This is a genomic window from Streptomyces sp. NPDC050416 (genome assembly GCF_044458845.1).
GTDB lineage: Bacteria > Actinomycetota > Actinomycetes > Streptomycetales > Streptomycetaceae > Streptomyces.
Genome location: NZ_JBITII010000014.1, coordinates 126,977 through 152,025 on the forward strand (window position 1 = coordinate 126,977; position 25,049 = coordinate 152,025).

Here is a 25,049-nt window from a genome sequence, read left to right on the forward strand (position 1 = left end):
TCCGAGGGCAGTGAGCAACCTCCGTCTATGCTTTTTGCTGTGGGCCGTGCGTGGGCCCCCGAAGGTGGTATCTGCGGGTCGGGAGTGGGAGGCGATGGCAGCGCCGTCGTCTCTGCGTGAAGGGAGCCGTATAGAAGTTATCGGTTCACCGCACACGCTGCAATAAGGAGCTGGTCTCACCTCATGGCCGAGGGGACATGTAACGACTATTGGCGCTCCGCAAAGTACGCAGAACCTTGACGCCGCCTTGCCTGGCGGAGGGATATGCCCATTCGTGCAGTGGGGTCGCGACTCATTCGTCATCGGCAGTCCCCGAATCCGAATTAAATCTTCCTGGTTCCACGTTGCGCCCTGAGGCCGAGCTACACCTCTGGCTGCGGACGATCTTTTTGCCGGTCACCGCCGCAGCGGCTCTCGGCGCATTCCAAATCACGGCTTATTGATTAGTCGCGCGTCACCCCATGCTGCATAGCAGTATTCACGAGGCTCAATTGGGCCAGCGTAGCTGACGGAGAGCTTCAAGCGCAAAGACTTGTGAATCCGAATGGAGATGCTTACTGAATCACCTATAGAAATCACATGCTGATACACAGACTTGCCGTCGACAAACACGTCAAACTTCACTGAACATTCAGATGGAGAGTCGTCTCGGATACCAATCACGGCACCGAAATTGTCCCATCGACGACCGATATTGTATTCGAGCTCGACAGCCGGAATGGAGGTCTTGTCAACCGCTTCTATAACACTGCGCGGGTAGTATTTCCCGTTTATATCGGCCGGTCCTCCCTCTGCAGGATAGGTAAATGAAAGTGGCTCAACATCAGTAAGATACTCAGTCTGCGACGTAGGCGATTCTCCAGCATTCTCTGACCGGGTAGAGTTCCGACTAGGCTCTGCCGAGGTAACTGCACGCGTCTCGGTGGCCGTCGTCTGACCAGGTTCAGACTCCGAGCCGCAGGCTATCGGTGTCATAATCGCCGCTACTGCAATTGTGGTAGCGGCCGAGCGAGCTACTGTCCGGGACTTTAGTCGGTATCCTCTGCCGGTTAGCATGAGATCCCCCATAGCCCTCAGGTATTGTCTGCATCTACGCGAGCGACATCGATCCCGACGAGCCCTCGCCTAAGGGCATGGGCCAATCCGAGCAGAAACAGCGTGAGGAATGAAAAAGCAAGGCCCAGCCATATGCCAGCACCCATCGAGATATCTAGCCCCCCCTCATTGCCCTTATCTATGTATTCGTAAACAACCCCTGCCTCGACGAGGTATATTACGAACAAATTGGAAGTCAACACCAAAGCGACAATAGAGTATTGCGGCCCGCCGCTAGCTAGACCAAGCGCTATAAAAAACAGCACCAAAATCGCTATGATGGCTATCAGAACCGGTCCAATCTGGCCAGCAATTCGAAGCCCTGGACCTTCACCTATCTCTTCAAACGCATTAGCGTCAACGTCCCCTGATATCCATGAAGGAAAGAGCATGAGAAAGCAGAGAATCAGGGACACGGCAGCGGCAATCAGGGGCCAGTCACGTCGAGGGACAAAATGAATCTGAAGCTGTACCTGCTTCGGGACCATGTTCGCCCTTTCCCAGCTTTGCCGACGAGCATCACCTGAAGAGGGTTCAGACGAGGGAGCAGATTGTTGTTCGAGCCTGCTCCCACAGTTATGACAGAAGGAGGCGCCATTCTCTACTGACACACCGCAATTGGGGCAGTTCTTGATGTCGGTCGTCATCGCCTGACACCTTTCCTTGCGATTCTTCGACACATTCAATGTTTGCCGCAACTATTACCCACCGCGCACAGCGCAGCTGTCTGCCAAGTAGCGGTGAAATTGCCTAGGGGAAGACGTTGTGACCTCAGTCGTCGTGGCAGTGGACGCTCGGCTGGGTGGGGCGATGGCCACTCAAAGTGAATCACCAGGACACAGTGACGCGCCGCATATCGAATAATAGGTGACAACGATTGGTGCGCCGCCACTGATGCGAGTGCCCTTTTGGGCAAGTGGCTGCAGTTGACGCCTCATAGGTAGCCCCCGCCTAATCGAGGATCTTCCTAGTCCTAGTACTCATGTTGCGCCAACTCGGCCGCGCCCGCATCTTGTATCGGAGGTCTCAACTGATCCCATCATCGTGCGAGGACGGGTGCGTTGCTGCCGCTCGGTGGGTGTCCTACCTCAGTAGCCACAAGGCAGTTGACGAAGTGATCGCATAGTGAGTGGGCTGGCACAGATCCCAGCGTGTCGTCGCATTGACGATAATCTCGTGCCCAGCTCCAGCTTGGTCTGCGATGCTGGGTGTACCGCGTGAGAGGGGCCGCAGGTATGGAGTGGAAGACCCACGGTGAGCGACAGGTCTACACGAACAAGTGGGTGAATCTGTGTCTGGTCGACGTCCAACAGCCTGACGGACGCAGGTGGGAGTACCACGTCGTCCGCCTCCGGCACCTGGCCGTTGCCGCCGTGGTCAACGACCGCCAAGAGGTCCTGATGATGTGGCGGCACCGCTTCATCACGGACTCCTGGGCCTGGGAACTGCCCATGGGCCTGGTCGAGGACGGCGAGACCCCGGAAGAAGCTGCCGCCCGCGAAGTCCTGGAAGAGACCGGCTGGCGCCCCGGCCCCATCAAGCCTCTGATCTATGCCGAGCCGGCAAACGGGATCACCGACTCACAGCACCACGTCTTCCGCATCGACGGCGCCACCTACGCCGGTCCGCCCACAGAGAAGAACGAATCCGACCGCATCGAGTGGATCCCCCTCTCAGAGGTGCGCGGGATGATAGACCGCCGCGAGGTCGTGAGCAGCGGATCTCTCGTAGGGCTGCTCTACCTGCTCATGGACGAAGCGATCCGCTGACCGGCGGGAGGAGTTCCCGTAGTCGTGCCTCGAAGGCAAGGGCTACGGGCTCCTGCCTGTGAGGGGCCAACTGGTCGTAGAACTCCCTGAGATGCCCTGATACCCGCTCGGAGGCCACCGCCGAGGCAGGTTCCAGAGCTTGCGTGGCGGTGCTGCACGCCTGGTCAAGCTTGCCCTGGTCTAGCTGCGTACGGGCCAGCCAGAACGAGTGGAACGCGCGGCCTCGCTGGTTGGTGTGGTCCTCCCGCCGCAGGGCGTCTGCGATCAAAGGTTCGGCGGTCGCCGCTTCGCCCAGACGGCCGTGGGCAATGCCCGTGTCCACGACGAGCTTCGGCTCGTCGAAGTAGGTCACCCATGAGGGGTCCGGATCGCTCGCCCCGATCCGCTCGAATTGGCTGTGTGCTTCCCCGATCGCCCGGTGCGTGTCATCACGGTTACCGAGTGTGGCGTGGGCGAATGCTTCCCGCATGGCCAGCATCGACATAACGCGCGGCGTACTGCCGAGTGCTGACCGAGCCTGATCCTGGGCTGCGGTCACGAGTGCCAACGAGTCCGCGGGCTTGTCCTGGTAGGTCGCCTGCAAGCTCATACAGGCGAGGACGTTGGCCATGAACTGCCGGTCGTCGATCTCCTTCGCCAGTTGCAGGGCCTCCGTGAAGTACGCGCGGGCCTGGTTGTACTGGCGGGCGTCGAAGTAGGTCCAGCCTGTCAGGCGGGCCAGCTCGGCCGCGATGCCGTAGAGACCGTTCTGGATCGACGGCGGACGGCTCTCCTTCAAGAGTCCGACGACATAACGGAGCTGGCCAACGATGGCGGGCCGCAGTGCTTCGCCACCGTGCTGGTCGTCCCGTCGCCAGTAGTCCTCGATCGAAGAGCGGAAGGCTTCAAGCGTGGCCTTGTTCAGACTGGTTCGCGTGGCCAGCGCCAAGATGCTGTCCACGTCAGGACCTGGCAGAGACGCGGGGGCAGGCTGCTCGGCTTCCGGTATCTGGGGCGCCTCGCGCTCGTCGACCACCAGGGCCTGAGGCGTCTCCCACGCTCGGCGAGCAAGCCCCAGCATGTCTCCTGGGATGCGCAAGCCGTCTGAGATTCGCTCGATGACATCCATGTGCTGCAAGTGGCGTCGGCCTGCGATGACTTCGCCCACTCGGCTCGGCGTCAGGTCACAACGCCGGGCGATCATCGACGGGTAGATCCCCGCCCTGACCTTCACCAGCCGGAAGACTCTGGCGAAGTCCCGGACCCGACACGCATCGATCATCTCGGGATCGGTGAGCAGCCTGGCCGGCAGTTCCTGCGGCCGGTCCGGGTCGGGCATCGGCAAGCTCCCACACTGCGAGGGCTACGCAACGTCGCTGGTTCTCTACTTCCCGCGATGTTACCCAAGTTGGGTAATCAGCCTGACCTTTTAGCGGCGGCCTTCCGATCGCGATGCTCGTGTGCATGGCGAGCAACCAGCAGACCAGACCAGGCATCGGTGAACTGGCGAAGGACACCGCCAAGGGACGTATCGGCATCGTCATGGTGAGCTCGGCGGCCGAGTGCAGATACGGCCCATCGGCGGCGGCCGGGAGTGGGACGCCATGCCGGACATGGTGGTGCAGCCGAGTGCTCGGGAGGAATTGAGCGCACGCCTGGCCATCAGGAACGGCAACAGCAGGGACGGGCTGTGATGCGCGCCATCGGCCGATACGCGGGAGTCCTCTTCATCATCATGATCAGCGGGTCGTGCGGCCTGGTGATCGGCATGGCTCTCGCTGTCGGCCAGTAGACCGGCCGCCCCGGACGGGTGCTCATTCCCCGGTTCCCCCACCCCCGTCGGGGCGGCCTCCCAACTCCGTAAGTGCCACGCTCCACTACCCAAAAAGGGAGTACTCGCATGACGGCAACGGCGAACGAGCAAAGGGCCGGCCGCGCGGTGGCTGGCGAGGAACTGTTCCAGAGCCTCGCCCACTTCGTGGTCGTCCACAACGGGCAGTCACCCGAGCGTGCCGAGCGGATCGCGGACCAGGCGGTCGCCTTCGTGGTCACCGCAGCCACCGCCACCGTCCCCATGGTCCCGTCGGACGACGTGGACCTGGGTCTGCACGCGCTCATCCTGCACACGAAGGAGTACGCCGAGCTGTGCGAGCGGTACGCGGGCCGCTTTCTGCACCACAACCCGAAGCCCGGTGGTGGCGGCCGTGACCCGAAGCAGGTCGCCGCTTCGGCACGCGCCATGAAGACGGCCGGGTTCATGGTCTTCGACGACCTGTGGACCGTGAACGGCACGAACCTTGCCCAGTGCGACTCCGACTGCGGCCGCCCGTACGGCCAGGCGTAGCACAAGACAGCAGCGGCGCGGCCGGCCTCGACTCGTGGTCGGCCGCGTTCGCCCGGAAGGAGAACAGACGTTGTCCGGCTCACCCTCTGAACTGCCGATCGTGGTGCTCGACGCCCTGATGCCCACGTCTCAGCGCCTGGTCCTGAACCGCCGGGGCTCCATGGTCTGGGAGGTGCAGAGTCATCGAGGTCACTACGCCGTCAAGGTCGGCTATCCGATCGAGGCTACGGCCGACTGGCCCGCCCAGCCCTGGACTGCCCTCGCGCCCGCACGCGAGGGTGCCGTACTGCATCGCCTCGGCTTCGACGACTTCGCATACGGAGAGTGGGAGGGCGGGACGTGGAACTTCCAGCCGTGGCATGAAGGGCCGGACCTGTACCGGCTGTGGGAGCCCTGCCGTAGCAAAAGCTCGTCCGTCGCACCGCCCGCCGGCGTGGCGCTGGGCTGTGTCGAGGCCCTGGCCGAACTGCACGCCAAGGGCTGGGCCCATGGTGACGTGCAGCCCGCCCACTTCATCATCGGGCCGGAACGAACGCACCTGATCGACCTGGCTCTAGCCCGAGGCGGACGCGTCCCCGAGGGATACGACTTCCCCTTCCGCGGCTGTCTCGTCCACTACGAAGCACCGGAGATCTCGCGCAGCGTGCTCGCCACGGGTGAAGCCGAGCCAACGCCAGAAGCCGACATCTACGCCCTCGGCTCCTCCCTGCTCATCTCCGCCACCGGTTGGCGGGCTGTCGAGTACCCGGATGACGCTCCACGCCCCGTCCAGAGAGAGGCCGTGGCCAGTGGCAGACGCCGCCCCGTGAAGGTGCCTGGTGAGCTAGGCGAACTGATCGACGCCATGCTCAGCCATGCGCCCGAGGACAGGCCCACCCTTTACGAAGTGGCCAAAGCCCTTAGCTGACCCGCAAGCGCCTCATCCGGCACTGTAGGGACGGGAGCGGGATCGGTGCCTACGCCTCTTTCTCGGCGTCGGCCTCCACAGGCCGCTCGGCGACAAACGAGCCCAGGCCGACCTCGGCTCGGATGAGTCCTTCCGCCTTGAGATGAGCCAGCGCCTTCTGTGCCGTCGAGCTGGCGATGCCGAACTCGGCCGACAACTCGACGACGGAGGGGACACGAGCACCGACCGGGTACTCGCCGTCAGCGATGCGGGTGGCGATGGTTGCGGCGACCTGGCGCCAGACGGGACGAGTGCGGTCAAGCTCGGGACACATGCGGTGGACGCTAGAACTCTGCGGTAGACCGCGCGACCGCAGTAGACCGCGGTACACCGCGCTGACTTGTGAAGAACCCCCGCGACGGATGCCGCCGTCCGGGGGCGCGGCCACCAGCCAAACCGATCGGAGCTGACGACGTGACCGACCTTATCCGCCTCCTCACCGCCTGGGCTTCCCTCTTGCTGAAGGGAGGGCGCGGTGCGGACATGCCCTCCGAGCCTCCCAGCTCGGTCTTGCCGACCGACGTCCCTCGGGCCTCCTGGCCACCGCTGCCGTGCAGCCCGTATGCACTGGACGACAGTCCGCTCGACGCCACCGCAGTGAGGTCGGTACGTCCGTACGTGACCGCCCACGAGCAGCGCCGACGCGAAATGGCAACCACCGCCCTGGGCCAGGAGACGACCGCCGGCCCGTACTGGATCCACGGGCTGGAGGCGGCCTGATGCCGAACGATCTTCGTCTGCTCCCCGGCGGTGAAGGCAAGCGCAGCTACCTGATCACCGACGACCTTGGCGGACCGGTGTCCCGGCTGGCCGACGTCACAGAGTCGATCCAGCTCGGCATGGGCAGCGAACTCCTCGCTCACTCCTACAACATGCTGCCGGACACCCCGCCCGGAGAACTCCGCTTCCTCGCCGAGCGCCTGACCGAAGCGCTGGCAGACGCGCTCCGTATCGCCGAGAGCCGGGGATGCGGCTGAAGAATCTGAACTAGCCGGCGAAGCGGTCCAAAACGCCAGGAGCCCCGGATCTCTCCGGGGCTCCTGATCTGTGTGCACTCGGCAGGATTCGAACCTGCAACCTTCTGATCCGTAGTCAGATGCTCTATCCGTTAAGCTACGAGTGCTTGTTTTGTTTTTTCGCCGCTCCCGGGCCTTGTGGCTCGCTCGCGGCGACAGGAAGAACATTACATGACTGCCGCCGCCATGTGAAATCCGTTTGCCATACCCCTTGTGACCTGCATAAATGGCCTCAGATGGGGCCTCGTGTTCGAGTGGTGGAGGGGAGCCTTCGTGGGCGGTCCGGTGGTGCTCGAGGTGGCGCAGTGGCAGGGGTCGGGGGCCCCTACGGCCCGTCGGTTGCCCAGCGGGGCCGCCTGGCTCGCCGGGCTGATACCCGCAGGTCGACGGCGGACGGTCACGATCGACGACGGCGTCGGCGAGGCGCGGGGCGGCGTGCGGAACGCCGATGTGCTGGAGCGCCATCTGGTGGCGGTGCGCGCGGCCTTGGCCGAGGTTCCGGCAGGCGAGCCGGCCGTGACCGTCGGCGGCGACTGCGCGGTCGACCTCGCGCCGGTCGAGGCCGCGCTCTGCGCGTTCGGGGACCGGCTGACGGTGGTGTGGTTCGACGCGCACGGGGATCTCAACACCCCCGAGTCGTCGCCTTCCGGAGCCTTCCACGGCATGGTGCTGCGCGCCCTCATCGGCGACGGGCCCGAGGGTCTGCGGCCCGCGCGGAGTCTGGCGGCCGACCGCGTCGTGCTGGCGGGCACGCGGTCGCTGGACCCGGGTGAGCAGGACTTTGTCGCGAGCCGCGGCGTACGGCACCTCGGCGTCGAGCAGCTGGCGGGACCAGGGCCTCTCCTTGCTGCCGTGCGCGCCACCGGCGCCGAGGCGGTGTACGTGCACATCGACCTCGACGTCCTGGACCCGACAGTGTTCCCGGCCGTCGGTACGCCCGAGCCGGGCGGGCTCGGCGTGGAGGAGCTGGTCGGGGCGGTGCGGGCACTGACTGAGGAGTTCACTCTCGCCGGCCTCGCGCTCACCGAGTACGAGCGGTCGGAAGCCGCCGGCCAGGAGGAGGCGGTGCTGCGGCGGATCGTGGAGGGGCTGTTCGGGGCCGATCGGTGAAGACGGCCTGAACGACTCAGGGAGTCCAGCCGCGTGGGGCCGAACTCCCTGGTCGGAGTGCGGAGGCGGAGGGATTTGAACCCTCGATGGGCTTTAAGGCCCAAACCGCATTAGCAGTGCGGCGCCATAGACCGGACTAGGCGACGCCTCCAGTGCACATCCGCCCGCGCGAGCGCGAGTCGGTGCGTGCCGATGATGACACAGTCGAGCGTGCTGTCACCAATCGACCCCCACGGTACTAGGCGGGAAGGTCGCAGGGCAAAGGCCTTGTGCGGCCCCTGCAGCCTGTATCGGGGGGCGCGGGGCGGGTGGGTGTGCGGTGGAGTCGTGCGGCGCCGCCGACCGGCGCGCAACGTAGTGGGCCGCGCCGCGTTAGTCAGGTCATGTCGATGTCGCATGCCATTCGCCGGGGTGCCCCCGGAAACGCGTCCCGGACCTCGCCGGCCTCCGGTGCCTCCTCCGTCACCCCTGAGACCGCCGTCACCTCTCAGACCTCCGGTGCCTTCCCGGCCACCGCCCGTCCCCGTCTGCGGCGGCTCGTCGTCGGGGCCGCCGCCTCCGTCGCCGCCTTCGGGGCGCTGGCGGCGGTGTCCCCGTCCGCGTACGGCCAGGCCGGGCCGTCCCCGGCCCGGCTCGTGGGGGGCCAGGGCCCGGACCGGGACCATCTCACCGTCGCCGTGCGGAACGCGGGCGGTGAGGTCGACGGGACGTACGAGCTGTACTGCGGGCCCCACGGCGGCAGTCATCCCGACCCGCGCGGAGCCTGTGCCGTCCTGGAGCGGGACACGCGGTGGGGGAAGGACGTCTTCGCACCCGCCCCGGAAGGAGGCTTCTGCACCATGCAGTACGGCGGACCGGCCACCGCGCACGTCACCGGCACCTGGGCCGGGCGGCCCGTGGACGCCACGTACGACCGCCGTGACGGCTGCGGGATCGCCCGCTGGGACCGGCTCGTGCCGCTGCTGCCGGACATGACGTCCGAGAAACGCCCCGGAGGGAAGCCCGTGACGGTTCCGCCCCGTGTCGCCGCACTCGCCCCTATCCGGCCACCTCACGGCCCCATTCGGCCAGCCGGGCGAAAAGGTACAGAAACGCTGACCTCGTAAAGGTCCCGCGAAGGTCCCGCGACGTCCTTGCAGGAGGGCGGGCGTTTCCGCTTACTCGGTCGTCGGTTCGGGGTCACTTCCTCGTGCGACCTCGCTCTCATCCGGCGTCGCGAGCGCAACCGCAGCCCTTAGACTCCCTCGCGTGACACGCCGCGGGACGGTTGGCAAGATGGCCCGAGCGGTCGGCAAGGTGCGGTAACAGGGAGGAAGCGTCTCGTGAGCAGCAGGCCATCCCGAGGCGCTGCTCGCCTCGCAGCCATACTGGACGCCCTCCCCGACGCGTTGGTGCTGGTCAACGCCAACGGCACGGTCGTCAACGCGAACACCATCGCCCTGGAGGCCTTCGAGACGCCGGGGACCGCTCTGGTGGGCCGCGGGCTGCTCGACCTGCTGCCGCAGTTCGACTCCAAGCTCATCCCGGGGTCCATGCGGCGGCCGGAGCACCTCGATCCGCAGGCCCGGACCAAGCCGACCCGGATGATCGCGCGCAGGACGGACGGGACGCAGTTCCCCGTCGAGGTCACCAGCGCGAATCTGCAGAACGGGCAGCAGGCCTACGACGGGTACGGGTACAGCGGTGACGAGCTGCTCATGCTCGTCGTGAGGGACCTGACCGGGACCGTCGACACCGAGGCCGAGCTCGCGCGTTCGCAACGGCAGACCGAGATGATCCTGCGGGCCGCGTCCGAGGGCGTCGTCGGGACCGACACCGACGGGCGGATCGTGCTCGTCAATCCGGCCGCCGCTCAGATACTGGGTTTCCGGGCCAGCGATCTCGGCGGGCGCGCACTGCACGATCTCGTGCTGCACTCGCGCGCCGACGGATCGCCCTTCCCGTACGAGGAGTCGCCGCTCGCCGACACCCTGCGCTCCGGGCGCAAGCACCGGGTGCGCGGGCAGGTGCTGTACGCCAAGGACGGCGGCAAGGTGCCGGTCGATCTGACGACCGCGCCCGTGCGCGACGGCGACCAGCTCGTCGGCGCCGTGATGACCTTCACCGACCGGCGGCCGTACGACGCCGTCGTCGAGGAGAAGGAGGCGGCGGAAAAGCGCCACGCGGAAGAGCTGGAGCGGATCGCCGAGGAGCACGCCTCCGAGCTGACCGCGCTGCGCCAGCAGCACGTCACCGAGCTGGAGGAGCTGCACGAGCGGCACGCCGAGGCGCTCGGCGCGAACGAGGAGCGGTACGCCGCCCTCGGGGAGCGGGAGAAGGACCGGTACGAGGCGCTCGCCGCGCGGCACGAGCAGCTGCTGACCCTGCTCGGGCGGTCCCTGCGCGGGCCGCTGGAGGAGCTGCGGCGCGAGCTGGCCGCGCTGGCGGCGGACGACGCCGGGCAGCTGTGGCCCGAGGCCAACCAGGTGCTGCACCACCTGTCCGCCGGCTATTCGCGCATCACCACCCTCATCGACAATGTCCTCGGCTACCAGCGGCTCGACGCGGGCGGCGAGGGCATCTCCCGTACGAAGGTGATGCTGGACGCCGTCGTCGCCGCCGGTGTCGACGGGGCCGTCGAGCTCATCGGGCCCGGGCGGGTGCAGTTCGCCGTGCACGCGCCGCCCATCGAGGCCGAGGTCGATCCCCGGCTGCTCGCCACCGCCCTCGCGCATCTGGTCGCGGACGTGGCGGGGGTCGACGCGACCGGCAACACGCCCGTGTCGGCGGGCGGTTACCTGGACAACACCGTCGTGGTGGCGGCGGCGCAGCGCGGCGAGGTCGTACGCATCGAAGTGCGCGGGCCGTACGCCGGCGGCGACACCGTGCACGAGCCCATCGTCCGCGGGATCGTCCGGGCTCACGGCGGCGTGCTGCAGACGCATGAAGTGCCGGGGATGAGCGGTAACGCGTACGTCCTCGAAGTGCCGATCGGGGGCGGGGCCGGGGCCGTTGCCGCGGATGCGGACGCCGGCCAGGCAGTCGGCGACGCTGCCGATGACGGGCAGACGTCCGGTGGGCAGACTTCTGGCGGGGGGCGGCGCCGGGCGCGGCGGGTCACCACCGATGCCTTCCTGGACGGTGATGTCCCGGCTGAGGGTGAGCCCACCGGGCGGCGGCGGAGGCGGGCCGCCGGGGAACCGGCCGCCCTTCCCGCGCAGGCTTCCGGTGAGGGCGCGCCCGCATCGGGCGGTACCGGGCGGCGGCGGCGTGCGGCCGAGGACGCCGGTGCGGTTCCGGCCCTGCCCGTCGGGGGTGCCGTCCAGGGTGTCGCCGAAGGGGCCGTCGTCACGGCCGCCGAGCATGCGGCGGGGACCGCCGCCTCGGGTACGGGGCTGGGCGGGACCGTTCCGCCGCAGGGCGTGCCCGCGCCGCCCTCCGGGCAGCGGGCCCGGCGCGAGCCCGGTGAGCAGCACGCGCTGCCGCCTGCGTTGCCCGCGCCGTCCGGCGAGGCCGCGGGCGGGTCCGCTGATGCGGCGCAGGGGCAGGGTCAGGGGCAGACTTCGCAGCCGACCGGGCGTCGGCGGCGGGCGCTGGCTGCCGCGGCCGAGCGGGCGGCTGCGCAGGAGGCTGCCGCGGCGGGGCCGCGTCCCGTGTTCGCCCTGCCGCCGGCCGAGGCGGATCAGGCCCCGGCCGCCCTCTCCGACCCGTCCGGCCCGTTCGGCCCCTCCGATCAGGGGCAGCAGGTCGCGCCAGGTGGCGTGCCCGGTCACGGGCAGGTGCCGGACCAGGCCGCGCACGGGGGCGTGGCGGTTCACGGTTCGGCTGCCGCCGGGGTGGCCGAGGAGGGGCGGCACGACGCCGTCCCGCACGACCAGTCCGCCGATCACACTCCGCCTCAGCCGCATCCCACGAGTGCGCCGACCGGGCGTCGGCGGCGGGCCGTGGCGGCTCAGCCGACCGACGGGGCCGGAGCGCAGGCGCCGGGTACGGCGGCGGGTGCGGTGGCCGGTGTGCCGGTGCAGGGCGCCGGACAGCAGGTTCCTGTGCCGGCCGGGGCCGTGCCCGCGGGGTCCGTGCAAGGGGTTGACGCGCAGGGGGTTCCCGCGCAGCAGGACGTCACCGGTCAGGTTCCGGTGAGCCAGGCCGGGGTGGCCGCCGGGCAGGTCGCTCCCGGTACGGCCGTGCCGCCGCAGGGCGTGGCGGTTCCGGCGCAGGGCAACGCCGCTCACCCACAGGCCAACGCCATGCATCCCCAGGGGAACGTCCCGCAGGGGAACATCCCCCAACCGCAAGGTGTCGCCGTACCCCCGCAAGGTGTCGCCGTACCTCCGCAGGGCGTGTCCGTCCCCGCCCCGGGCGGTCTCGGGCACAGCGTGCAGGCGGCGGCTCTCCCGGGGCAGGCGCTTCAGCCCGTGTCCCCGAACCAGCCCCTCGGCGCACAGCCCCTGCCGCAGCAGGGCGTCGCCGCGCCGGAGCAGCAGCCTTCCGCCGGTCAGCCGCTGCCCGCCGAGGCCGCGCCCGGACCGGGCACGCCGGCCCAGGGCACCCCTGCCCCGGCCCAAGGCGCCCCCGCCCCCCAGCCACAGCCCTGGCCCGCCGCCGACGACAGCTCGGGAGCCGGTGTCGCCGTACCGCCGAACGGTGCGGCACAGCCGGCACAGTCCGTGGCCCCCAACGGCACGGCCCATCCCGTACACCCGAACGGCACCCCCGCAGCCCAGGCCCAGGCCCCGGCCGCGGCTCCGGCACCCCAGAGCCACACCCCGGCCCCCGGCACCCCGTTGCCTCCGGAGGGCGCGGCGCAGGCGCATCGCGCGGCTCAGCCGTTGCCCGCGGAGGCGGCCGCGCCCGTCGACCCGAATTCCACACAGGGACGGGCGATCAGCGTGCGGACGCTGGGCCAGGGCGTGCCGTTCAACCGGCAGGCGGCCCAGGTGCAGCAGCCGTCGGGCATGCCCGCCGCACGTCCGGCCTCCGCCCCGCAGGTACCGGGCGCGCCCGCGCCCCAGTCGTCGGCGACGCCGCCCCCGCACCAGTCGGGCGGATCGGGCCGGCGCCGCAAGCTCGGCACACCGCCCGACCCGGCCACACGGACGGAAGGGAGCGGGCGGCCCGAACAGGCCTCCCGCCAGGAACCGGCGCCCCGCCCGGAGCACGCCGCGCGCCCGCATCCGACGGCCGAGCCGACTCCCGCACAAGGCACCGCGCAGGGCACCGCCCCGGCCCCCGCTCCCGTTCCGGCGCAGCCGTCCCTCGCCGGTCAGTCGCGGCTCGCGCAGATGACCGAGGGCGGCGGACGGTCGTACGCCATAGGCGCGCCGGACGAGAACGCCGCCGAGGGGCCGGAGCCGCTGGACGGGCCCGGCGGTGCCGTCGAGGTGGCCGATCCGCCGCGGCCGCAGCCGATGGACGACGAGCTGCCGCCGGAGCCGCTGGACAACCCGCGGCGGCTGCTGGTGTGGCCGGCCCCGGACGTCAGCACCTCGCAGGCGCTGAGCGACCGCGGCTACCGGCCCGTGATCGTGAACTCGCGCGAGGAGGTCGACGCGCAGATCGCCGCTTTCCCGGCGGCGCTGTTCGTCGACCCGCTGACCGGACCGATCACGCGTACGGCGTTGCAGTCGCTGCGGCAGGCCGCGGTCGCCGCCGAGGTGCCCGTCCTGGTCACGGCCGGACTCGGGCAGGCCTCGCGGGACGCGGCGTACGGTGCCGATCCCGCCGTCCTGCTCAAGGCGCTGGCGCCGCGCGACAGTGAGCAGCACCCGCCGCGTGTGCTGCTGATCGAGCAGCACGCGGAGATAGCGCTCGCGCTGACGGCGACGCTGGAGCGGCGCGGGATGCAGGTCGCGCGGGCGGCGAGTGACGCCGACGCGGTGACGCTGGCGGGGCAGTTCCGGCCGAACCTGGTCGTGATGGACCTGATGCAGGTGCACCGGCGGCAGGCCGGGATCGTGGACTGGCTGCGCGCGAACGGGCAGCTCAACCGCACCCCGCTCGTCGTGTACACGGCCGCGGTCGACCAGGCCGACCTGCCGCGGCTGGCCTCCGGCGAAACGGTGCTGTTCCTCGCGGAGCGGTCCACCAGCGGCGAGGTGCAGACCCGGATCGTCGAGCTGCTCTCCCGGATCGGGACCAACTAGGCCCTACCGGGGCCAACCCGGGGCTACCTGGCCGGTCCTACCTGGCCGTGAGGCGGCGCGCCGCCTCCTGGACCGAGCTGCGCAGACGGTCCTGGTCGGGCTCCCGGCCCCCGACCAGGATGCGCCGCATCTGCGGCACGACCACGGTCCAGTTGGCCAGGGCCGTGAGCAGGAACAGCAGGTCGGCCGCCGGGATGGCGTCGGTGACGACTCCGCGGTCCTGGCCGTCCTGGAGGGCGGCGACCTTGCGGGCGTAGTGCTCCTGGCGGTCGGACTCGTGGGGCAGTTCGTCGGTGCCGTACTCCAGGCCCTCCCAGAAGAGCAGGCGCAGCAGCTCCGGGTGGGCGGCGTGGTAGTCCATCAGGCGGTCCACCCAGCCCTCGATGTCGTCCGGGTCGACGGGGACGGCCTCGGCGAGGTGGAGCATCTTCTTCTCGAGGACGATCGCGAACAGCTCCGCCTTGTTGCCGAAGTAGGCGTAGATCAACTGCTTGTTGGCCTTGGCCTCGGCGGCGATGCGGTCGATGCGGGCGCCGGCGATGCCGTGCCGTGCGAACTCGGCGACCGCCGCCTCGAAGATCCGGGCCTTGGTGGCCTCGGGGTCCCTTGCTGCTCCCATGGGGGAGAGGGTAGCGCGCCAAGTAACCAACTGTTTGGTTGACAGGGAATCGAAGGGCGGCCCACACTGTTGCCCCATCATCCAACCAACCAGTTAGTTGTTAGAGCCGACTCCAAGGAGTCCTCCTCCCATGCCGTCAGCGACCACCGCCACGACCGTGTCCCGCCCGGCCGGCACCGCCTCCGCACGCGAGGCGCGTACGCCCGGCCCCGGTCTCTTCCTCACCCTGATCGCCGTGTGCAGCGCGGTCACCGCCGCCAACATCTACCTGGCCGCCCCCCTGCTCTCGCTTATGGCGCGCGACTTCGGATCGGCGCCCTCGGCCATCGCCTGGATCGCCTCGGTCGCGCAGCTCGGCTACGCGGTCGGCCTGCTCTTCTTCGCCCCGCTCGGCGACAGCGCGAACCGGCGCCGGCTGGTCGGCGGGCTCACGCTCGTCACGACCGCCGCACTGGCCGCCAGTGCGGCCGCTCCGGGGGTCACCGCCCTCGCGGTCGCCGTGTTCGTCGCCTCGGCCGCGACCGTGATCCCGCAGCTGCTCGTCCCGCTGGTCGCCGAACGCGCCCCGGCCGAGCGGCGTGGCCGCCATGTCGCGGCCGTCATCGCGGGCCTGTTCACCGGCATCGTCGCCGCCCGGGTGCTGGGCGGACTGGCCGGGCAGGCCTTCGGGTGGCGGTGGGTGTTCGCGGGCGCGGCCGTGCTCACCCTCGTCCTGGGGCTCGCGACCGCCCTCGTCCTGCCGTCGCAGCGGCGGCGGGAGGGCCCGCTGTTCGCCGGGCTCGCCGCGCTGCCCGCGGTGCTGCGCCACTCGCGCGACCTGTGGCGCGCCTGCCTGCGGCAGGCCGGGATGTTCGGGGCGTGGAGCGCGCTGTGGACCTCGCTCGCCCTGCTGCTGACCGGGCCGGAGTACGGGCTGTCCACGGCGACGGCCGGGCTCTTCGGGCTGTTCGGGCTCACGGCGAGTGCGGTGGCGCCGCTGGCCGGCGGGCTCGTGGACCGGTTCGGGGCGGCGCGTGTCGTGCGGTCCGCGTATCTGCTCGCCGCCGTGTCCGTGCCGCTGTTCTGGCTGGGCGGGCACACCCTGGGCGCGCTGTTCGCCGCCGCGGTGCTGATCCACGCGGCGCTGGTGGCGTCCCACGTCGCCAACCAGACCCTCGCCCTGACCGCCACCTCCACCCCGGCCACCGCCAACACCGCCTATGTCGTCGCCGGTTTCGCGGGCGGCGCCAGCGCCTCGGCCCTCGCCGGGTCGGCCTTCAGCCACTTCGGCTGGGGCGGGGTGTGCGCCGTGGCGGGCCTGTGGCTGGTGCTGGGGTGGGGGCTGACCGCCGTACGGCGATGACGTCATGGCCTACGGCGGTCAGCGCGACACCGGTCAGAGCCGGGTGACCTCCAGCTCCCCCTCCGCGTACTGCCTGCGCAGCACCTTCTTGTCGAACTTGCCGACGCTCGTCTTCGGCACCGCCTCGATGACCGTCCAGCGCTCCGGGAGCTGCCACTTGGCGATGCCGCCCTCATCGGCGAGGAAGGCGCGCAGCGTCTCGAAGGTGGCGGTGGCGCCCTCCTTGAGGACGACCGTGGCCAGGGGACGCTCGCCCCACTTCTCGTCGGGGACGGCGACGACGGCCGCCTCGGCCACTTCGGGGTGGGACATGAGGGCGTTCTCCAGCTCCACCGACGAGATCCACTCGCCGCCGGACTTGATGACGTCCTTGGCCCGGTCGGTGAGGGTGAGGTAGCCGTTGGGCGAGATCGTCCCGACGTCGCCTGTCTTGAGCCAGCCGTCCTCGCTGAACTTGTCGGCGGGGCGGAGCGGGTCGGCCCCCTGACCGTTGTAGTAGGCGCCCGCGATCCACGGGCCGCGCACCTCCAGCTCACCGGCCGACTCGCCGTCCCAGGGGAGGCGTTCGCCGCCCGGTCCGGTCAGCCGGGCCTCGACACCGGCCGGGAAGCGGCCCTGGGTGAGGCGGTAGGCGAACTCCTCCTCCGTGCCCACCACACCGGCCGGGGGACGGGCGATCGTGCCGAGCGGGGACGTCTCCGTCATGCCCCAGGCGTGGCAGACCCGCATGCCCAGCTTGTCGAAGGCCTCCATGAGGGCCGGCGGGCAGGCCGAGCCGCCGATGGTGACCTGGGTGAGGGAGGAGACGTCGCGGGGGTGCGCGGTCAGCTCGGCGAGCAGGCCCTGCCAGATGGTCGGGACGGCGGCGGCGTGGGTCGGCCTCTCGCCCTCGATCATCGCGGCGAGCGGGGCCGGCTGGAGGAAGCGGTCCGGCATCAGCATGTTCACGCCGGTCATGAAGGTCGCGTGCGGCAGCCCCCACGCGTTCACGTGGAACTGCGGCACCACGACCAGCGAGGTGTCCTCGTCGGTCAGGCCCATCGACTGGGCCATGTTGACCTGCATGGAGTGCAGATAGATGGAGCGGTGGCTGTAGACCACGCCCTTGGGGTCGCCGGTGGTGCCGGAGGTGTAGCACATGGAGGCGGCCTGGCGTTCGTCCAGCTCCGGCCAGTCGTACGAGGTGGGCTTCCCGGCGATCAGGTCGTCGTACTCGTGGACCCGCGCGGTCGCGTCCGCGAGCAGAGAGCGGTCCCCGGGGCCGGAGACGACCACGTGCTCGACCGCCTTCAGGTGCGGGAGCAGCGGGGCGAGCAGGGGGAGCAGCGAACCGTTGGCGACGATCACGCGGTCGGCCGCGTGGTTGACGATCCATGCCAGCTGCTCGGGCGGGAGCCGGAGGTTCAGGGTGTGGAGGACCGCGCCCATGGAGGGGATCGCGAAGTAGGCCTCCACATGCTCCGCGTTGTTCCACATCAGGGTGGCGACCCGGTCGTCGCCGGCGACGCCGAGGTCCTCGCGCAAGGCGTGGGCGAGCTGGGCCGCGCGGGCGCCGATCTCGGCGAAGGAGCGGCGGTGCGGCTCGTCCTCACCGGTCCAGGTGGTCACCTGCGATGCCCCGTGGATCGTCGACCCATGGGTCAGGATCCTCGAGATCAGCAGCGGTACGTCCTGCATCGTGCTCAGCACGGCGTCCTCCCGGGCGACATTGCCTACGCGGTGGTAAAGGTTGCGCTGATTCTGCGCACATACCGCGTGGTATGTCACTAGGACCGGGTGATCGATCAGGTCACGGCTGCCGACGGAACCGCTCACCGCCGACCGACAGATCCCCTCACTGCCGGACAAGTCCCAGCTCAGCGTCCTCGCGGAGCTTGCTGATCGCACGGGAGACGGCCGACTTCACCGTGCCCACGGAGACGCCGAGCACCTCCGCCGTCTGGACCTCACTGAGGTCCTCGTAGTACCTGAGGACCACCATCGCCCGCTGCCGGGCCGGCAGCCGCATGATCGCCCGCCACATCGCGTCGCGCAACGCCTGCTGCTCGGCCGGGTCGTCACCGCCGGGCACCGGATCCGGCTCGGGCAGCTCCTCGCAGGCGAACTCGTCGACCTTGCGCTTGCGCCACTGCGACGTCCGCGTGTTCAGCAGCGCCCGGCGCACATAGCCGTCGAGGGCGCGGTGGTCCTCGATACGCTCCCAGGCGACGTACGTCTTGGTGAGCGCGGTCTGCAACAGGTCCTCCGCATCGCTCGGGTTGCCGGTGAGCGAGCGGGCGGTACGCAACAGCACCGGCTGGCGGGCCCTGACGTACGACGAGAACGACGGGTACGGAGGAGCCTGCGCCGCTGGTGCGGCGGCCTTCGACGCGCTGGTGCAGACGAGTGTGGTCATGGCTCAACGCTATGAGCGGGGCCACCGTCAGCGGATCGGCCGCAGGTCCCGAAGCGGGGTCCCCCTCAGGTTGTACGGGTGGGGTCAGCCGCACCTCCTGTAGGTGGAGCGAAGGACCCGGGGTACTGCGGGTCAACCCTGAGGGTCGGCTGTCAGTACGAGTCCCGAGGTGGGCACGCCCGTCCCCGCCGTCACCAGGACCCGTTCCGCACCGGGTATCCGGTTCACGGCCGTCCCTCTGATCTGCCGGACCGCCTCCGCCACGCCGTTCATCCCGTGCAGGTACGCCTCCCCCAGCTGCCCGCCGTGCGTGTTGAGCGGCAGGCGTTCCCCGGCCACGAAGTCCGCCGCCTCGCCGGGGCCGCAGAAGCCGAACTCCTCCAGCTGCATCAGCACGAACGGCGTGAAGTGGTCGTAGAGGATCCCCACGTCGATGTCGGCCGGGGCGAGACCCGAGGTCCGCCACAGCTGCCGGGCCACCACCGCCGTCTCGGGCAGGCCGGTCAGGTCGTCGCGGTAGAAGCTGGTCATCTGCTCCTGCGCGCGTCCGGCGCCCTGGGCCGCCGCCGCGATCACGGCGGGCGGGTGCGGCAGATCCCGGGCCCGCTCCACGGAGGTGACGACGAGTGCCTGACCGCCGTCCGTCTCCTGGCAGCAGTCCAGCAGCCGCAGCGGCTCGACGATCCAGCGGGACGCGGCGTGGTCGGCCAGGGTGATGGGCCGGCCGTGGAAGTAGGCCGCCGGGTTGGTCGCCGCGTACCTGCGGCCGGCCACGGCCACGTGTCCGAAGGCCTCCGGGGTCAGCCCGTAGGCGTGGAGGTAGCGCTGGGCCGCCATCGCCACCCACGAGGCCGGGGTGAGCAGGCCGAACGGCAGCGTCCAGCCGAGCGCCGCCCCCTCCGCCGACGGCTCCCGGTGCCGTACCCCGGAGCCGAAGCGGCGGCCCGAGCGCTCGTTGAACGCCCGGTAGCAGACGACCACGTCCGCCACGCCCGCGGCGATCGCCAGGGCGGCCTGCTGGACGGTGGCGCAGGCCGCGCCGCCGCCGTAGTGGATCCGGGAGAAGAAGGAGAGCTCGCCGATGCCGGCCGCCTGGGCGACGGTGATCTCGGGGCTGGTGTCCATGGTGAAGGTGACCATCCCGTCCACGTCGGCGGGCGTCAGCCCCGCGTCCGTGAGGGCCGCGCGCACCGCCTCGACGGCCAGGCGCAGTTCGCTGCGGCCCGAGTCTTTCGAGAACTCGGTGGCCCCGATGCCGGCGATGGCCGCGCGCCCGCCGAGCCCGTCCCGTCTCCTCAGGCTCATGCCGGTACCCTCACCGTCACCGTGCCCGTGACGTGCTTGCCGAGACCGTTCGCGCCGACGACCCGGACGGTCGCCGTGTCCCCGTCGACCTCCTCGACCGTGCCCGTCAGCACCATCGTGTCCCCGGGGTGGTTGGGCGCGCCGAGCCGGATCGCCACCCGGCGCAGCTCCGCCCGGGGCCCGAAGTGGTCGGTGACGTACCGCCCGACCAGGCCGTTGGTCGTCAGGATGTTCATGAAGATGTCGGGGGAGCCCTTCCGCCGGGCGAGCTCCGGGACGTGGTGCACGTCCTGGTAGTCCCGGGAGGCGATCGCCCCGGCGACGATCAGGGTGCGGGTGATCGGGATCTCCAGCGGCGGGAGGCGGTCGCCGGCGTTCACCGCGTCACCCCCTGGAAGACCGGCAGCACCAGCTCGTCGTCGTACCGGCGGAACTCCAGCCGCACCGGCATGCCGATCCGCACCTTGTCGTACGGCACCCCCACGACGTTGCTGACGATCCGCACGCCCTCCGCGAGCTCGATCAGCCCCACCGCGAAGGGGGGCTCGAAAGCCGGGAAGGGCGGGTGGTGCATGACGACGTACGAGTAGACCGTGCCCTCGCCGCTCGCCTCGACGGTGTCCCAGTCCGGCCAGCCGCAGCTGTTGCAGCCCGGCAGCCAGGGGAAACGCAGGGTGCCGCAGCCGGTGCAGCGCTGGATCAGCAGTTCGTGGCGCGCCACGCCCTCCCAGAAGCCGGCGTTGTCGCGGTTGACGACGGGGCGGGGGCGGCGCTCTTCAGGGGCGTTCGAGGCTTTCGGCCGGTGTGCGGGGGCGTATTTGAGGATGCGGAAGCGGTGGGTGCCGGCGAGTTCGCCGCCCACCCTGACGTCCGTGCGGGTGGTGACGAAGTAGCCCGGTCCCAGTTTCGTGGTCTTGCGCTCCGACACCGACTCGATCACCGAGTCGAAGGTGATCTCGTCCCCGGGGCGCAGGGGGCGGAGGTACTCCTGCTCGCAGTCGGTGGCGACGACCGCGTGGTGGCCCGACTCGTCGAGCAGGCCGAGGAGTTCGTCGTAGGCCGCCGTGCGTTCGGGGCGGCGGGAGAGGCCGGCCATGGTCCACGCCTGGAGCATGGTGGGGGGTGCGATGGCGTCCGGGCCCGTGTACGCCGGGTTGGTGTCGCCCATGGCCTCGCACCAGTGCCTGATCATCGGGGCGTTGACGGGGTCCCGGCCGACCCCGGTGGCGGCGGCCGGGCGGCCCTCGTAGGCCTTCAGGCGCGCCTCGAACTCCTCGTGGACCTCCGGCTCACCGTTCACGGTTTCTGACTGTCCGTCAGTTCCACGGTTCCGTCAAGGCCCCGCAGCCGTCGAAAACGCCTGCGCGGTGACACCGAAGCACCGCCGCGCAGGCGCTTGTCAATCCCAGGTGCCGCAAGGCCGAAGCGTTCCCATGTTTTTCCCGTCCGCCTCTCCGCCCCGGCGAGCCACACCCGTTCCCTCTTTCCTTTTTCGAACGTACGTACGAAACTAGGAGCATGGCCACCACCGACCGGCAGGCCACGACGCTGGCCCTCGCACACGCCCTGTCAGCCGCCGAACGCGGACTGGCCGTCATCCCCCTGTCCCGCACCAAGCTCCCGGCCCTGCGCTCCCCGCACCGCGACGACCCCGCCCCCTCCCCCTGCCACGGCGAGTGCGGCCGGCTCGGCCACGGGGTCTACGACGCCTCAACCGACCCCGCCCGCATCCGCGAACTGTTCGCCGCGGCGCCCTGGGCGACCGGGTACGGCATCGCCTGCGGCCTGCCCCCGCACCATCTGATCGGCATCGACCTGGACGTGAAGACCGGCACGGACGCCTCGGCCGCCCTGCGCGAGCTGGCGTTGCGGCACCTGTTCACCATCCCGCCGACCGTGGTCGTCGTGACCCCGTCCGGCGGCCGTCACCTCTGGCTGAGCGGCCCGCCCGACGTGGTCGTCCCCAACTCGGCGGGCCGCCTCGCCCCGGGCATCGACATCCGGGGCGCCGGCGGCTACCTCGTCGGCCCCGGCTCCCGCACCGGCCAGGGCGTGTACGCCGCGGCCCCGGGGACCGCGCACCTGGCCCCCGCCCCCTGTCCGCGCTCCCTCCTTCGCCTGCTCCTCCCGCCGCCCCGCACCCACCACCCCACGCCCCCGGCGACCGGCGGACACGGCCAGGGCCTGGTGCAGTTCGTCCTCGCCGCGCACGAGGGCCAGCGCAACACCCGGCTGTTCTGGGCGGCCTGCCGGGCCTACGAGGACGGCATCGGCCCCGCGCTCGTGGACGCGCTGGTCGACGCCGCCCGGGGCACCGGCCTCACCGAACGCGAGGCCCGGGCGACGATCGCATCGGCAGCGCGGCTGACGGGGCACCGGCCCTGAGCCAGGGCCTGCCCATGAGCACCGAAAGACTTCCATGCGACAGCACGTCACAACGCCGGCCCTGGCGCTCGCCCGCCTCGTCCTGGCCTCCGGCCGCCCGGTGGATCTCGCCGAGCTGCGGTTCACGTCGACGTACGGCGACCTGCTGGAGGGCTACCCCTGCAAGCCCGTGAACGATCGGCGGATCCGCGGCCTGCTGCGCGCCGCCGGGCGGGCCCGCCCCGGCACACCGGTCCACCTGCTCCCGCCCCGGCGCGCCTACCCCGACCAGTACGCGGGCGGCCTCGGGCCCGTGGAGGTCCTGCCCGCCGTGGCCTGCGTCGGCACGTTCCACTCCACGGCTCTCGATCCGGCCCACGACCCGGTCGCCTACCGCTCCCGGCTCACCGTCGTCTGGTTCCAGGCCACGCCCCGCCTGCCCTCGGGCTGCGACGCGGAGCCCGGGCTGCGCGACCTCGACTGGGCGGGCCTGGCCCGGGACGCCAGGGCGCTTGCGTAGTGTCGTGCGATGAGCGTTTCCCGCACGGAACTGCTGCGCTGGCAGCACGAGTTGATCTGGTCGTTGTTCGAGTACCACCTGGAGCGGCTGGAGCCGGGGGACTTCCTCTGGGAGCCCGCGCCGCACTGCTGGACGCTGCGCAAGGGCCCCGACGGCACCTGGGTACCGGACTGGGCGGAGACCGAGCCCGACCCCGTGCCCGTCCCCACCGTCGCCTGGGTCAGCTGGCACATCGGCTGGTGGTGGAGCGTGGCCCTCGACCACGCCCAGGGCCGCCCGCCCCGCGACCGCACGGACATCACCTGGCCCGGCGAGGGCGCACCGGCCGTCGACTGGCTGCGCGGCCTGCACACGCAATGGCTGACCGTCCTGGACGACCTCACCGACGCCGACCTGGACACCACGGCCCCGTTCCCCTGGCCGAACGACCCGCAGTACACGGTCGCGCACATGGCGGCATGGCTGAACGCGGAACTGATGAAGAACGCGACGGAAATCGGCCAGCTGCGGATGCTGCGGGCGGCTTCCCCGTAGGGCCTGTCTGACACATCCCCGTCGTCCGCCCGGAGGGCGGGCTCCGCCGCGTCTGGTGCGTGCGGCCGCAAGGCGCCGGAGCGCCCTCGATGGGGTCCCCAGCGCGAGGTTGGATGAGGCAGGAGCCACGTGGGCGGTTCGGCAACGTGGCGAGCGGGCGTGCCAGACGCCGCGGAGCAGGCGGGGATTCGGCGGACAGGCCCTAAGGCGCGATGCGGTGGACCGTGGACTCGCGGGCCCGGAATCCGAGCCGCTCGTAGAGGCGGTTCGCGGCGGCACGGTCCGGCCGGGACGTGAGGTCGACCGTACGGGCCCCGGCCTCGCGGGCGATCCGCACGGCCTCCTCGATGAGCAGGCCCGCCACGCCCTGCCCGCGCGCCGCGTCGTCGACGACCACATCCTCGACGCGGCCCCTCAGCCCGGACGGCAGGGGCAGCAGCGCGAGGGTCAGGGTGCCGACGATCACGCCACCGGCCCGGGCCACGAGCACGGTGACGGCGTCGCAGCGGACCATCCGGTCGACCGCCGCCCGGTCCAGGGGCCGGGCCGTCGTGGACAACTGCGGAAGCAATCGCCCGAAGGCGTCGAGGAGCTCCTCGCTCGGATCCCGGATGATCTCGACACGGACGTCCATGACGGAAGCGTATCCGTACTCCTAAATCACAATGGCAGCCCTGTGACCAGCGGCGAAGCAGTCCGTTGAAGCGGGCATGCGATCTCGTCTGCTGTCTCGTGCCGTTGCGCTGCTCCTCGCGCTCGTCGTTCTTCAAGGCGGTTCTTCCGCCCTGGCCGCCGAACCCGGTGGCGAGGGAGGGGGCGGGCGACAGCACACCTAGCCCAGCAGTTCGTGACATCGTGGAGGCATGAGCATCGACGTTCGGCCGGCCACGGTCTTCGAGGACGTCCGTGCCGTGCTGGGACCCAAGTCGCCCGGGGCGAACGTCTGCTGGTGTCTGAGCTACCGGATTCCCTCCAAGCTCAACAACGAGCTGCGCGGCCCGGCCCGCGGCGAGTACGTCGCCGAGCTGTGTCACCAGGATCCTCCGCCCGGTGTGCTCGCCTACGACGGCGGTGAACCGGTCGGGTGGGCCGCCGTCGCCCCGCGCGCGGACACCTCCTTCGCCCGCAACCGCAAGATCCCGCACATCGACGACCTGCCCGTCTGGTCGCTGTGGTGCGTCCGGGTCCGCCCCGGTCACCGCAAGCAGGGCATCTCACACGCCCTCATCGCCGGCGCCGTCGAGTTCGCCCGCGCCCACGGCGCACCGGCGATCGAGGCGTACGCCCTGGACAACGGCGACGCCAAGGTCGACCTGACGATGGCGTACCCCGGACTGCGGAAGAACTTCGAACGCGCCGGTTTCACATACGCGGCGGACACCACCTCGGTGCTGGCCGGCCACCCCCGGGTCCTGATGCGGCTCGACCTGCGGGCTCAAGCGCCCGCATAAGGCCCGACGCGCCCACACAAAGGCCCGACCGCTGGCGACGGGGGATGCACCAGCGGTCGGGCTATGGCCAAGGGTAACAAGCGCTTGCCCATGGGAACCGGCTGTTCGTCAGCAAAGCCCAGGTTGTGACTCGTATCA

Annotated in this window: 22 protein-coding genes, 2 tRNA genes and 2 pseudogenes; 13 read left to right on the plus strand and 13 right to left on the minus strand. The window is 70.4% G+C overall.

The annotated features are described in order from the left end of the window. Nucleotides 1–429 precede the first annotated feature (429 nt). Together ACIBL4_RS34965 and ACIBL4_RS34970 are read right to left on the minus strand one after the other, a co-directional pair. A complete protein-coding gene (locus ACIBL4_RS34965; RefSeq protein ID WP_399415807.1) occupies nt 430–1,068 on the minus strand; it encodes an NPCBM/NEW2 domain-containing protein in 639 nt (212 codons plus the stop codon). 5 nt (nt 1,069–1,073) lie between these two features. Further along, on the minus strand, nt 1,074–1,742 hold the full coding sequence (locus ACIBL4_RS34970; protein WP_399415808.1) for a zinc-ribbon domain-containing protein: 669 nt from the start codon (nt 1,740–1,742) through the stop codon (nt 1,074–1,076). A gap of 588 nt (nt 1,743–2,330) precedes the next feature. Here ACIBL4_RS34970 and ACIBL4_RS34975 point away from each other — a divergent pair. Then, entirely contained in the window at nt 2,331–2,864 is a 534-nt protein-coding gene (locus tag ACIBL4_RS34975; protein ID WP_020274944.1) for an NUDIX hydrolase, read from the plus strand. Here the strand turns inward: ACIBL4_RS34975 and ACIBL4_RS34980 are convergent. Beyond that, nucleotides 2,842–4,182: a hypothetical protein gene (locus ACIBL4_RS34980; protein WP_399415809.1), complete on the minus strand. Its 1,341-nt coding sequence runs from the start codon at nt 4,180–4,182 to the stop codon at nt 2,842–2,844. The two genes, ACIBL4_RS34975 and ACIBL4_RS34980, sit on opposite strands and share 23 nt — an antisense overlap. Before the next feature lie 113 nt (nt 4,183–4,295). Between ACIBL4_RS34980 and ACIBL4_RS34985 the strand changes: the two are divergent. The 3 genes and pseudogenes from ACIBL4_RS34985 to ACIBL4_RS34995 all read left to right on the plus strand — a co-directional run bounded on the left by ACIBL4_RS34985 (nt 4,296) and on the right by ACIBL4_RS34995 (nt 6,094). Further along, a pseudogene (locus tag ACIBL4_RS34985) lies at nt 4,296–4,537 on the plus strand (hypothetical protein). 206 nt (nt 4,538–4,743) lie between these two features. After that, the gene (locus ACIBL4_RS34990; RefSeq protein ID WP_399415810.1) at nt 4,744–5,187 is read left to right on the plus strand and encodes a glycine-rich domain-containing protein; all 444 of its coding nucleotides are present in this window, start codon (nt 4,744–4,746) and stop codon (nt 5,185–5,187) included. A 70-nt stretch (nt 5,188–5,257) separates the two neighbouring features. Beyond that, a complete protein-coding gene (locus ACIBL4_RS34995; protein ID WP_399415811.1) occupies nt 5,258–6,094 on the plus strand; it encodes a protein kinase in 837 nt (278 codons plus the stop codon). A 49-nt stretch (nt 6,095–6,143) separates the two neighbouring features. Here the strand turns inward: ACIBL4_RS34995 and ACIBL4_RS35000 are convergent, their stop codons facing one another. Further along, nucleotides 6,144–6,407 (minus strand): GntR family transcriptional regulator, encoded by a 264-nt coding sequence (locus ACIBL4_RS35000; protein ID WP_399415812.1) that lies wholly within the window; start codon nt 6,405–6,407, stop codon nt 6,144–6,146. Nucleotides 6,408–6,852: 445 nt separating this feature from the next. Between ACIBL4_RS35000 and ACIBL4_RS35005 the strand changes: the two genes are divergently transcribed. Beyond that, nucleotides 6,853–7,110, plus strand: a complete 258-nt coding sequence (locus tag ACIBL4_RS35005; protein WP_399415813.1) for a hypothetical protein — start codon at nt 6,853–6,855, stop codon at nt 7,108–7,110. Nucleotides 7,111–7,183: 73 nt separating this feature from the next. Here the strand turns inward: ACIBL4_RS35005 and ACIBL4_RS35010 are convergent. Continuing rightward, a tRNA-Arg gene (locus tag ACIBL4_RS35010) sits at nt 7,184–7,256 on the minus strand. Nucleotides 7,257–7,422: 166 nt separating this feature from the next. Here ACIBL4_RS35010 and ACIBL4_RS35015 point away from each other — a divergent pair. Next, the gene (locus ACIBL4_RS35015) at nt 7,423–8,259 is read left to right on the plus strand and encodes an arginase family protein (protein WP_399415814.1); all 837 of its coding nucleotides are present in this window, start codon (nt 7,423–7,425) and stop codon (nt 8,257–8,259) included. A 60-nt stretch (nt 8,260–8,319) separates the two neighbouring features. On the opposite strand, the gene ACIBL4_RS35020 is transcribed toward ACIBL4_RS35015, so the two are convergent. Further along, nucleotides 8,320–8,410: transfer RNA gene (locus ACIBL4_RS35020), tRNA-Ser, on the minus strand. Nucleotides 8,411–8,846: 436 nt separating this feature from the next. Between ACIBL4_RS35020 and ACIBL4_RS35025 the strand changes: the two are divergent. Further along, nucleotides 8,847–9,248: pseudogene (locus ACIBL4_RS35025) on the plus strand (SSI family serine proteinase inhibitor); the annotation flags it as partial. A gap of 333 nt (nt 9,249–9,581) precedes the next feature. Continuing rightward, the gene (locus ACIBL4_RS35030) at nt 9,582–14,381 is read left to right on the plus strand and encodes a PAS domain-containing protein (protein WP_399415815.1); all 4,800 of its coding nucleotides are present in this window, start codon (nt 9,582–9,584) and stop codon (nt 14,379–14,381) included. A gap of 37 nt (nt 14,382–14,418) precedes the next feature. Here ACIBL4_RS35030 and ACIBL4_RS35035 read toward each other — a convergent pair whose 3' ends face one another. Continuing rightward, nucleotides 14,419–15,000, minus strand: coding sequence for a TetR family transcriptional regulator (locus ACIBL4_RS35035; RefSeq protein ID WP_399415816.1), 582 nt, complete (start codon nt 14,998–15,000; stop codon nt 14,419–14,421). Nucleotides 15,001–15,130: 130 nt separating this feature from the next. Here ACIBL4_RS35035 and ACIBL4_RS35040 point away from each other — a divergent pair, with 130 nt between their 5' ends. Beyond that, nucleotides 15,131–16,342, plus strand: coding sequence for an MFS transporter (locus ACIBL4_RS35040; RefSeq protein ID WP_399415817.1), 1,212 nt, complete (start codon nt 15,131–15,133; stop codon nt 16,340–16,342). 33 nt (nt 16,343–16,375) lie between these two features. Here the strand turns inward: ACIBL4_RS35040 and ACIBL4_RS35045 are convergent, their stop codons facing one another. The 5 genes from ACIBL4_RS35045 to ACIBL4_RS35065 form a co-directional block, all read right to left on the minus strand. Further along, nucleotides 16,376–18,019, minus strand: coding sequence for a long-chain fatty acid--CoA ligase (locus ACIBL4_RS35045; protein ID WP_399415901.1), 1,644 nt, complete (start codon nt 18,017–18,019; stop codon nt 16,376–16,378). 157 nt (nt 18,020–18,176) lie between these two features. Next, nucleotides 18,177–18,737: a SigE family RNA polymerase sigma factor gene (locus tag ACIBL4_RS35050; protein ID WP_399415818.1), complete on the minus strand. Its 561-nt coding sequence runs from the start codon at nt 18,735–18,737 to the stop codon at nt 18,177–18,179. A gap of 132 nt (nt 18,738–18,869) precedes the next feature. Next, nucleotides 18,870–20,042 (minus strand): lipid-transfer protein, encoded by a 1,173-nt coding sequence (locus tag ACIBL4_RS35055; RefSeq protein WP_399415820.1) that lies wholly within the window; start codon nt 20,040–20,042, stop codon nt 18,870–18,872. Beyond that, nucleotides 20,039–20,422, minus strand: coding sequence for a MaoC family dehydratase (locus ACIBL4_RS35060; protein ID WP_399415821.1), 384 nt, complete (start codon nt 20,420–20,422; stop codon nt 20,039–20,041). Before ACIBL4_RS35060 ends, ACIBL4_RS35055 begins: the two co-directional genes overlap by 4 nt. Continuing rightward, nucleotides 20,419–21,342: a bifunctional MaoC family dehydratase N-terminal/OB-fold nucleic acid binding domain-containing protein gene (locus ACIBL4_RS35065; RefSeq protein ID WP_399415822.1), complete on the minus strand. Its 924-nt coding sequence runs from the start codon at nt 21,340–21,342 to the stop codon at nt 20,419–20,421. The genes ACIBL4_RS35060 and ACIBL4_RS35065 overlap by 4 nt, the downstream gene beginning before the upstream one ends. Nucleotides 21,343–21,560: 218 nt before the next feature. Here ACIBL4_RS35065 and ACIBL4_RS35070 point away from each other — a divergent pair, with 218 nt between their 5' ends. The 3 genes from ACIBL4_RS35070 to ACIBL4_RS35080 are packed head-to-tail and all read left to right on the plus strand — an operon-like array spanning nt 21,561 to nt 23,460. Further along, nucleotides 21,561–22,427: a bifunctional DNA primase/polymerase gene (locus ACIBL4_RS35070; protein WP_399415823.1), complete on the plus strand. Its 867-nt coding sequence runs from the start codon at nt 21,561–21,563 to the stop codon at nt 22,425–22,427. Nucleotides 22,428–22,461: 34 nt separating this feature from the next. Next, nucleotides 22,462–22,926, plus strand: coding sequence for a hypothetical protein (locus tag ACIBL4_RS35075; RefSeq protein ID WP_399415824.1), 465 nt, complete (start codon nt 22,462–22,464; stop codon nt 22,924–22,926). A 9-nt stretch (nt 22,927–22,935) separates the two neighbouring features. Then, nucleotides 22,936–23,460 carry a DinB family protein gene (locus ACIBL4_RS35080; RefSeq protein WP_399415825.1) on the plus strand — a complete coding sequence of 175 codons (525 nt, stop codon included), beginning with the start codon at nt 22,936–22,938 and terminating at the stop codon, nt 23,458–23,460. Between the two features lie 202 nt (nt 23,461–23,662). Here ACIBL4_RS35080 and ACIBL4_RS35085 read toward each other — a convergent pair whose 3' ends face one another. After that, nucleotides 23,663–24,094 carry a GNAT family N-acetyltransferase gene (locus tag ACIBL4_RS35085; RefSeq protein ID WP_399415826.1) on the minus strand — a complete coding sequence of 144 codons (432 nt, stop codon included), beginning with the start codon at nt 24,092–24,094 and terminating at the stop codon, nt 23,663–23,665. Between the two features lie 229 nt (nt 24,095–24,323). On the opposite strand from ACIBL4_RS35085, the gene ACIBL4_RS35090 reads away from it, so the two are divergent. After that, nucleotides 24,324–24,911, plus strand: coding sequence for a GNAT family N-acetyltransferase (locus ACIBL4_RS35090; protein ID WP_399415827.1), 588 nt, complete (start codon nt 24,324–24,326; stop codon nt 24,909–24,911). Nucleotides 24,912–25,049 lie beyond the last annotated feature (138 nt).

What these genes read in the sequence shown, in the direction of transcription:
- ACIBL4_RS34965 (WP_399415807.1), bottom strand. Translation starts at nt 1,068, where the DNA reads ATGGGGGATCTCATGCTAACCGGCAGAGGATACCGACTAAAGTCCCGG.
- ACIBL4_RS34970 (WP_399415808.1), bottom strand. Translation starts at nt 1,742, where the DNA reads ATGACGACCGACATCAAGAACTGCCCCAATTGCGGTGTGTCAGTAGAG.
- ACIBL4_RS34975 (WP_020274944.1), top strand. Translation starts at nt 2,331, where the DNA reads ATGGAGTGGAAGACCCACGGTGAGCGACAGGTCTACACGAACAAGTGG.
- ACIBL4_RS34980 (WP_399415809.1), bottom strand. Translation starts at nt 4,182, where the DNA reads ATGCCCGACCCGGACCGGCCGCAGGAACTGCCGGCCAGGCTGCTCACC.
- ACIBL4_RS34990 (WP_399415810.1), top strand. Translation starts at nt 4,744, where the DNA reads ATGACGGCAACGGCGAACGAGCAAAGGGCCGGCCGCGCGGTGGCTGGC.
- ACIBL4_RS35000 (WP_399415812.1), bottom strand. Translation starts at nt 6,407, where the DNA reads ATGTGTCCCGAGCTTGACCGCACTCGTCCCGTCTGGCGCCAGGTCGCC.
- ACIBL4_RS35005 (WP_399415813.1), top strand. Translation starts at nt 6,853, where the DNA reads ATGCCGAACGATCTTCGTCTGCTCCCCGGCGGTGAAGGCAAGCGCAGC.
- ACIBL4_RS35035 (WP_399415816.1), bottom strand. Translation starts at nt 15,000, where the DNA reads ATGGGAGCAGCAAGGGACCCCGAGGCCACCAAGGCCCGGATCTTCGAG.
- ACIBL4_RS35040 (WP_399415817.1), top strand. Translation starts at nt 15,131, where the DNA reads ATGCCGTCAGCGACCACCGCCACGACCGTGTCCCGCCCGGCCGGCACC.
- ACIBL4_RS35045 (WP_399415901.1), bottom strand. Translation starts at nt 18,019, where the DNA reads ATGCAGGACGTACCGCTGCTGATCTCGAGGATCCTGACCCATGGGTCG.
- ACIBL4_RS35050 (WP_399415818.1), bottom strand. Translation starts at nt 18,737, where the DNA reads ATGACCACACTCGTCTGCACCAGCGCGTCGAAGGCCGCCGCACCAGCG.
- ACIBL4_RS35055 (WP_399415820.1), bottom strand. Translation starts at nt 20,042, where the DNA reads ATGAGCCTGAGGAGACGGGACGGGCTCGGCGGGCGCGCGGCCATCGCC.
- ACIBL4_RS35070 (WP_399415823.1), top strand. Translation starts at nt 21,561, where the DNA reads ATGGCCACCACCGACCGGCAGGCCACGACGCTGGCCCTCGCACACGCC.
- ACIBL4_RS35075 (WP_399415824.1), top strand. Translation starts at nt 22,462, where the DNA reads ATGCGACAGCACGTCACAACGCCGGCCCTGGCGCTCGCCCGCCTCGTC.
- ACIBL4_RS35080 (WP_399415825.1), top strand. Translation starts at nt 22,936, where the DNA reads ATGAGCGTTTCCCGCACGGAACTGCTGCGCTGGCAGCACGAGTTGATC.
- ACIBL4_RS35085 (WP_399415826.1), bottom strand. Translation starts at nt 24,094, where the DNA reads ATGGACGTCCGTGTCGAGATCATCCGGGATCCGAGCGAGGAGCTCCTC.
- ACIBL4_RS35090 (WP_399415827.1), top strand. Translation starts at nt 24,324, where the DNA reads ATGAGCATCGACGTTCGGCCGGCCACGGTCTTCGAGGACGTCCGTGCC.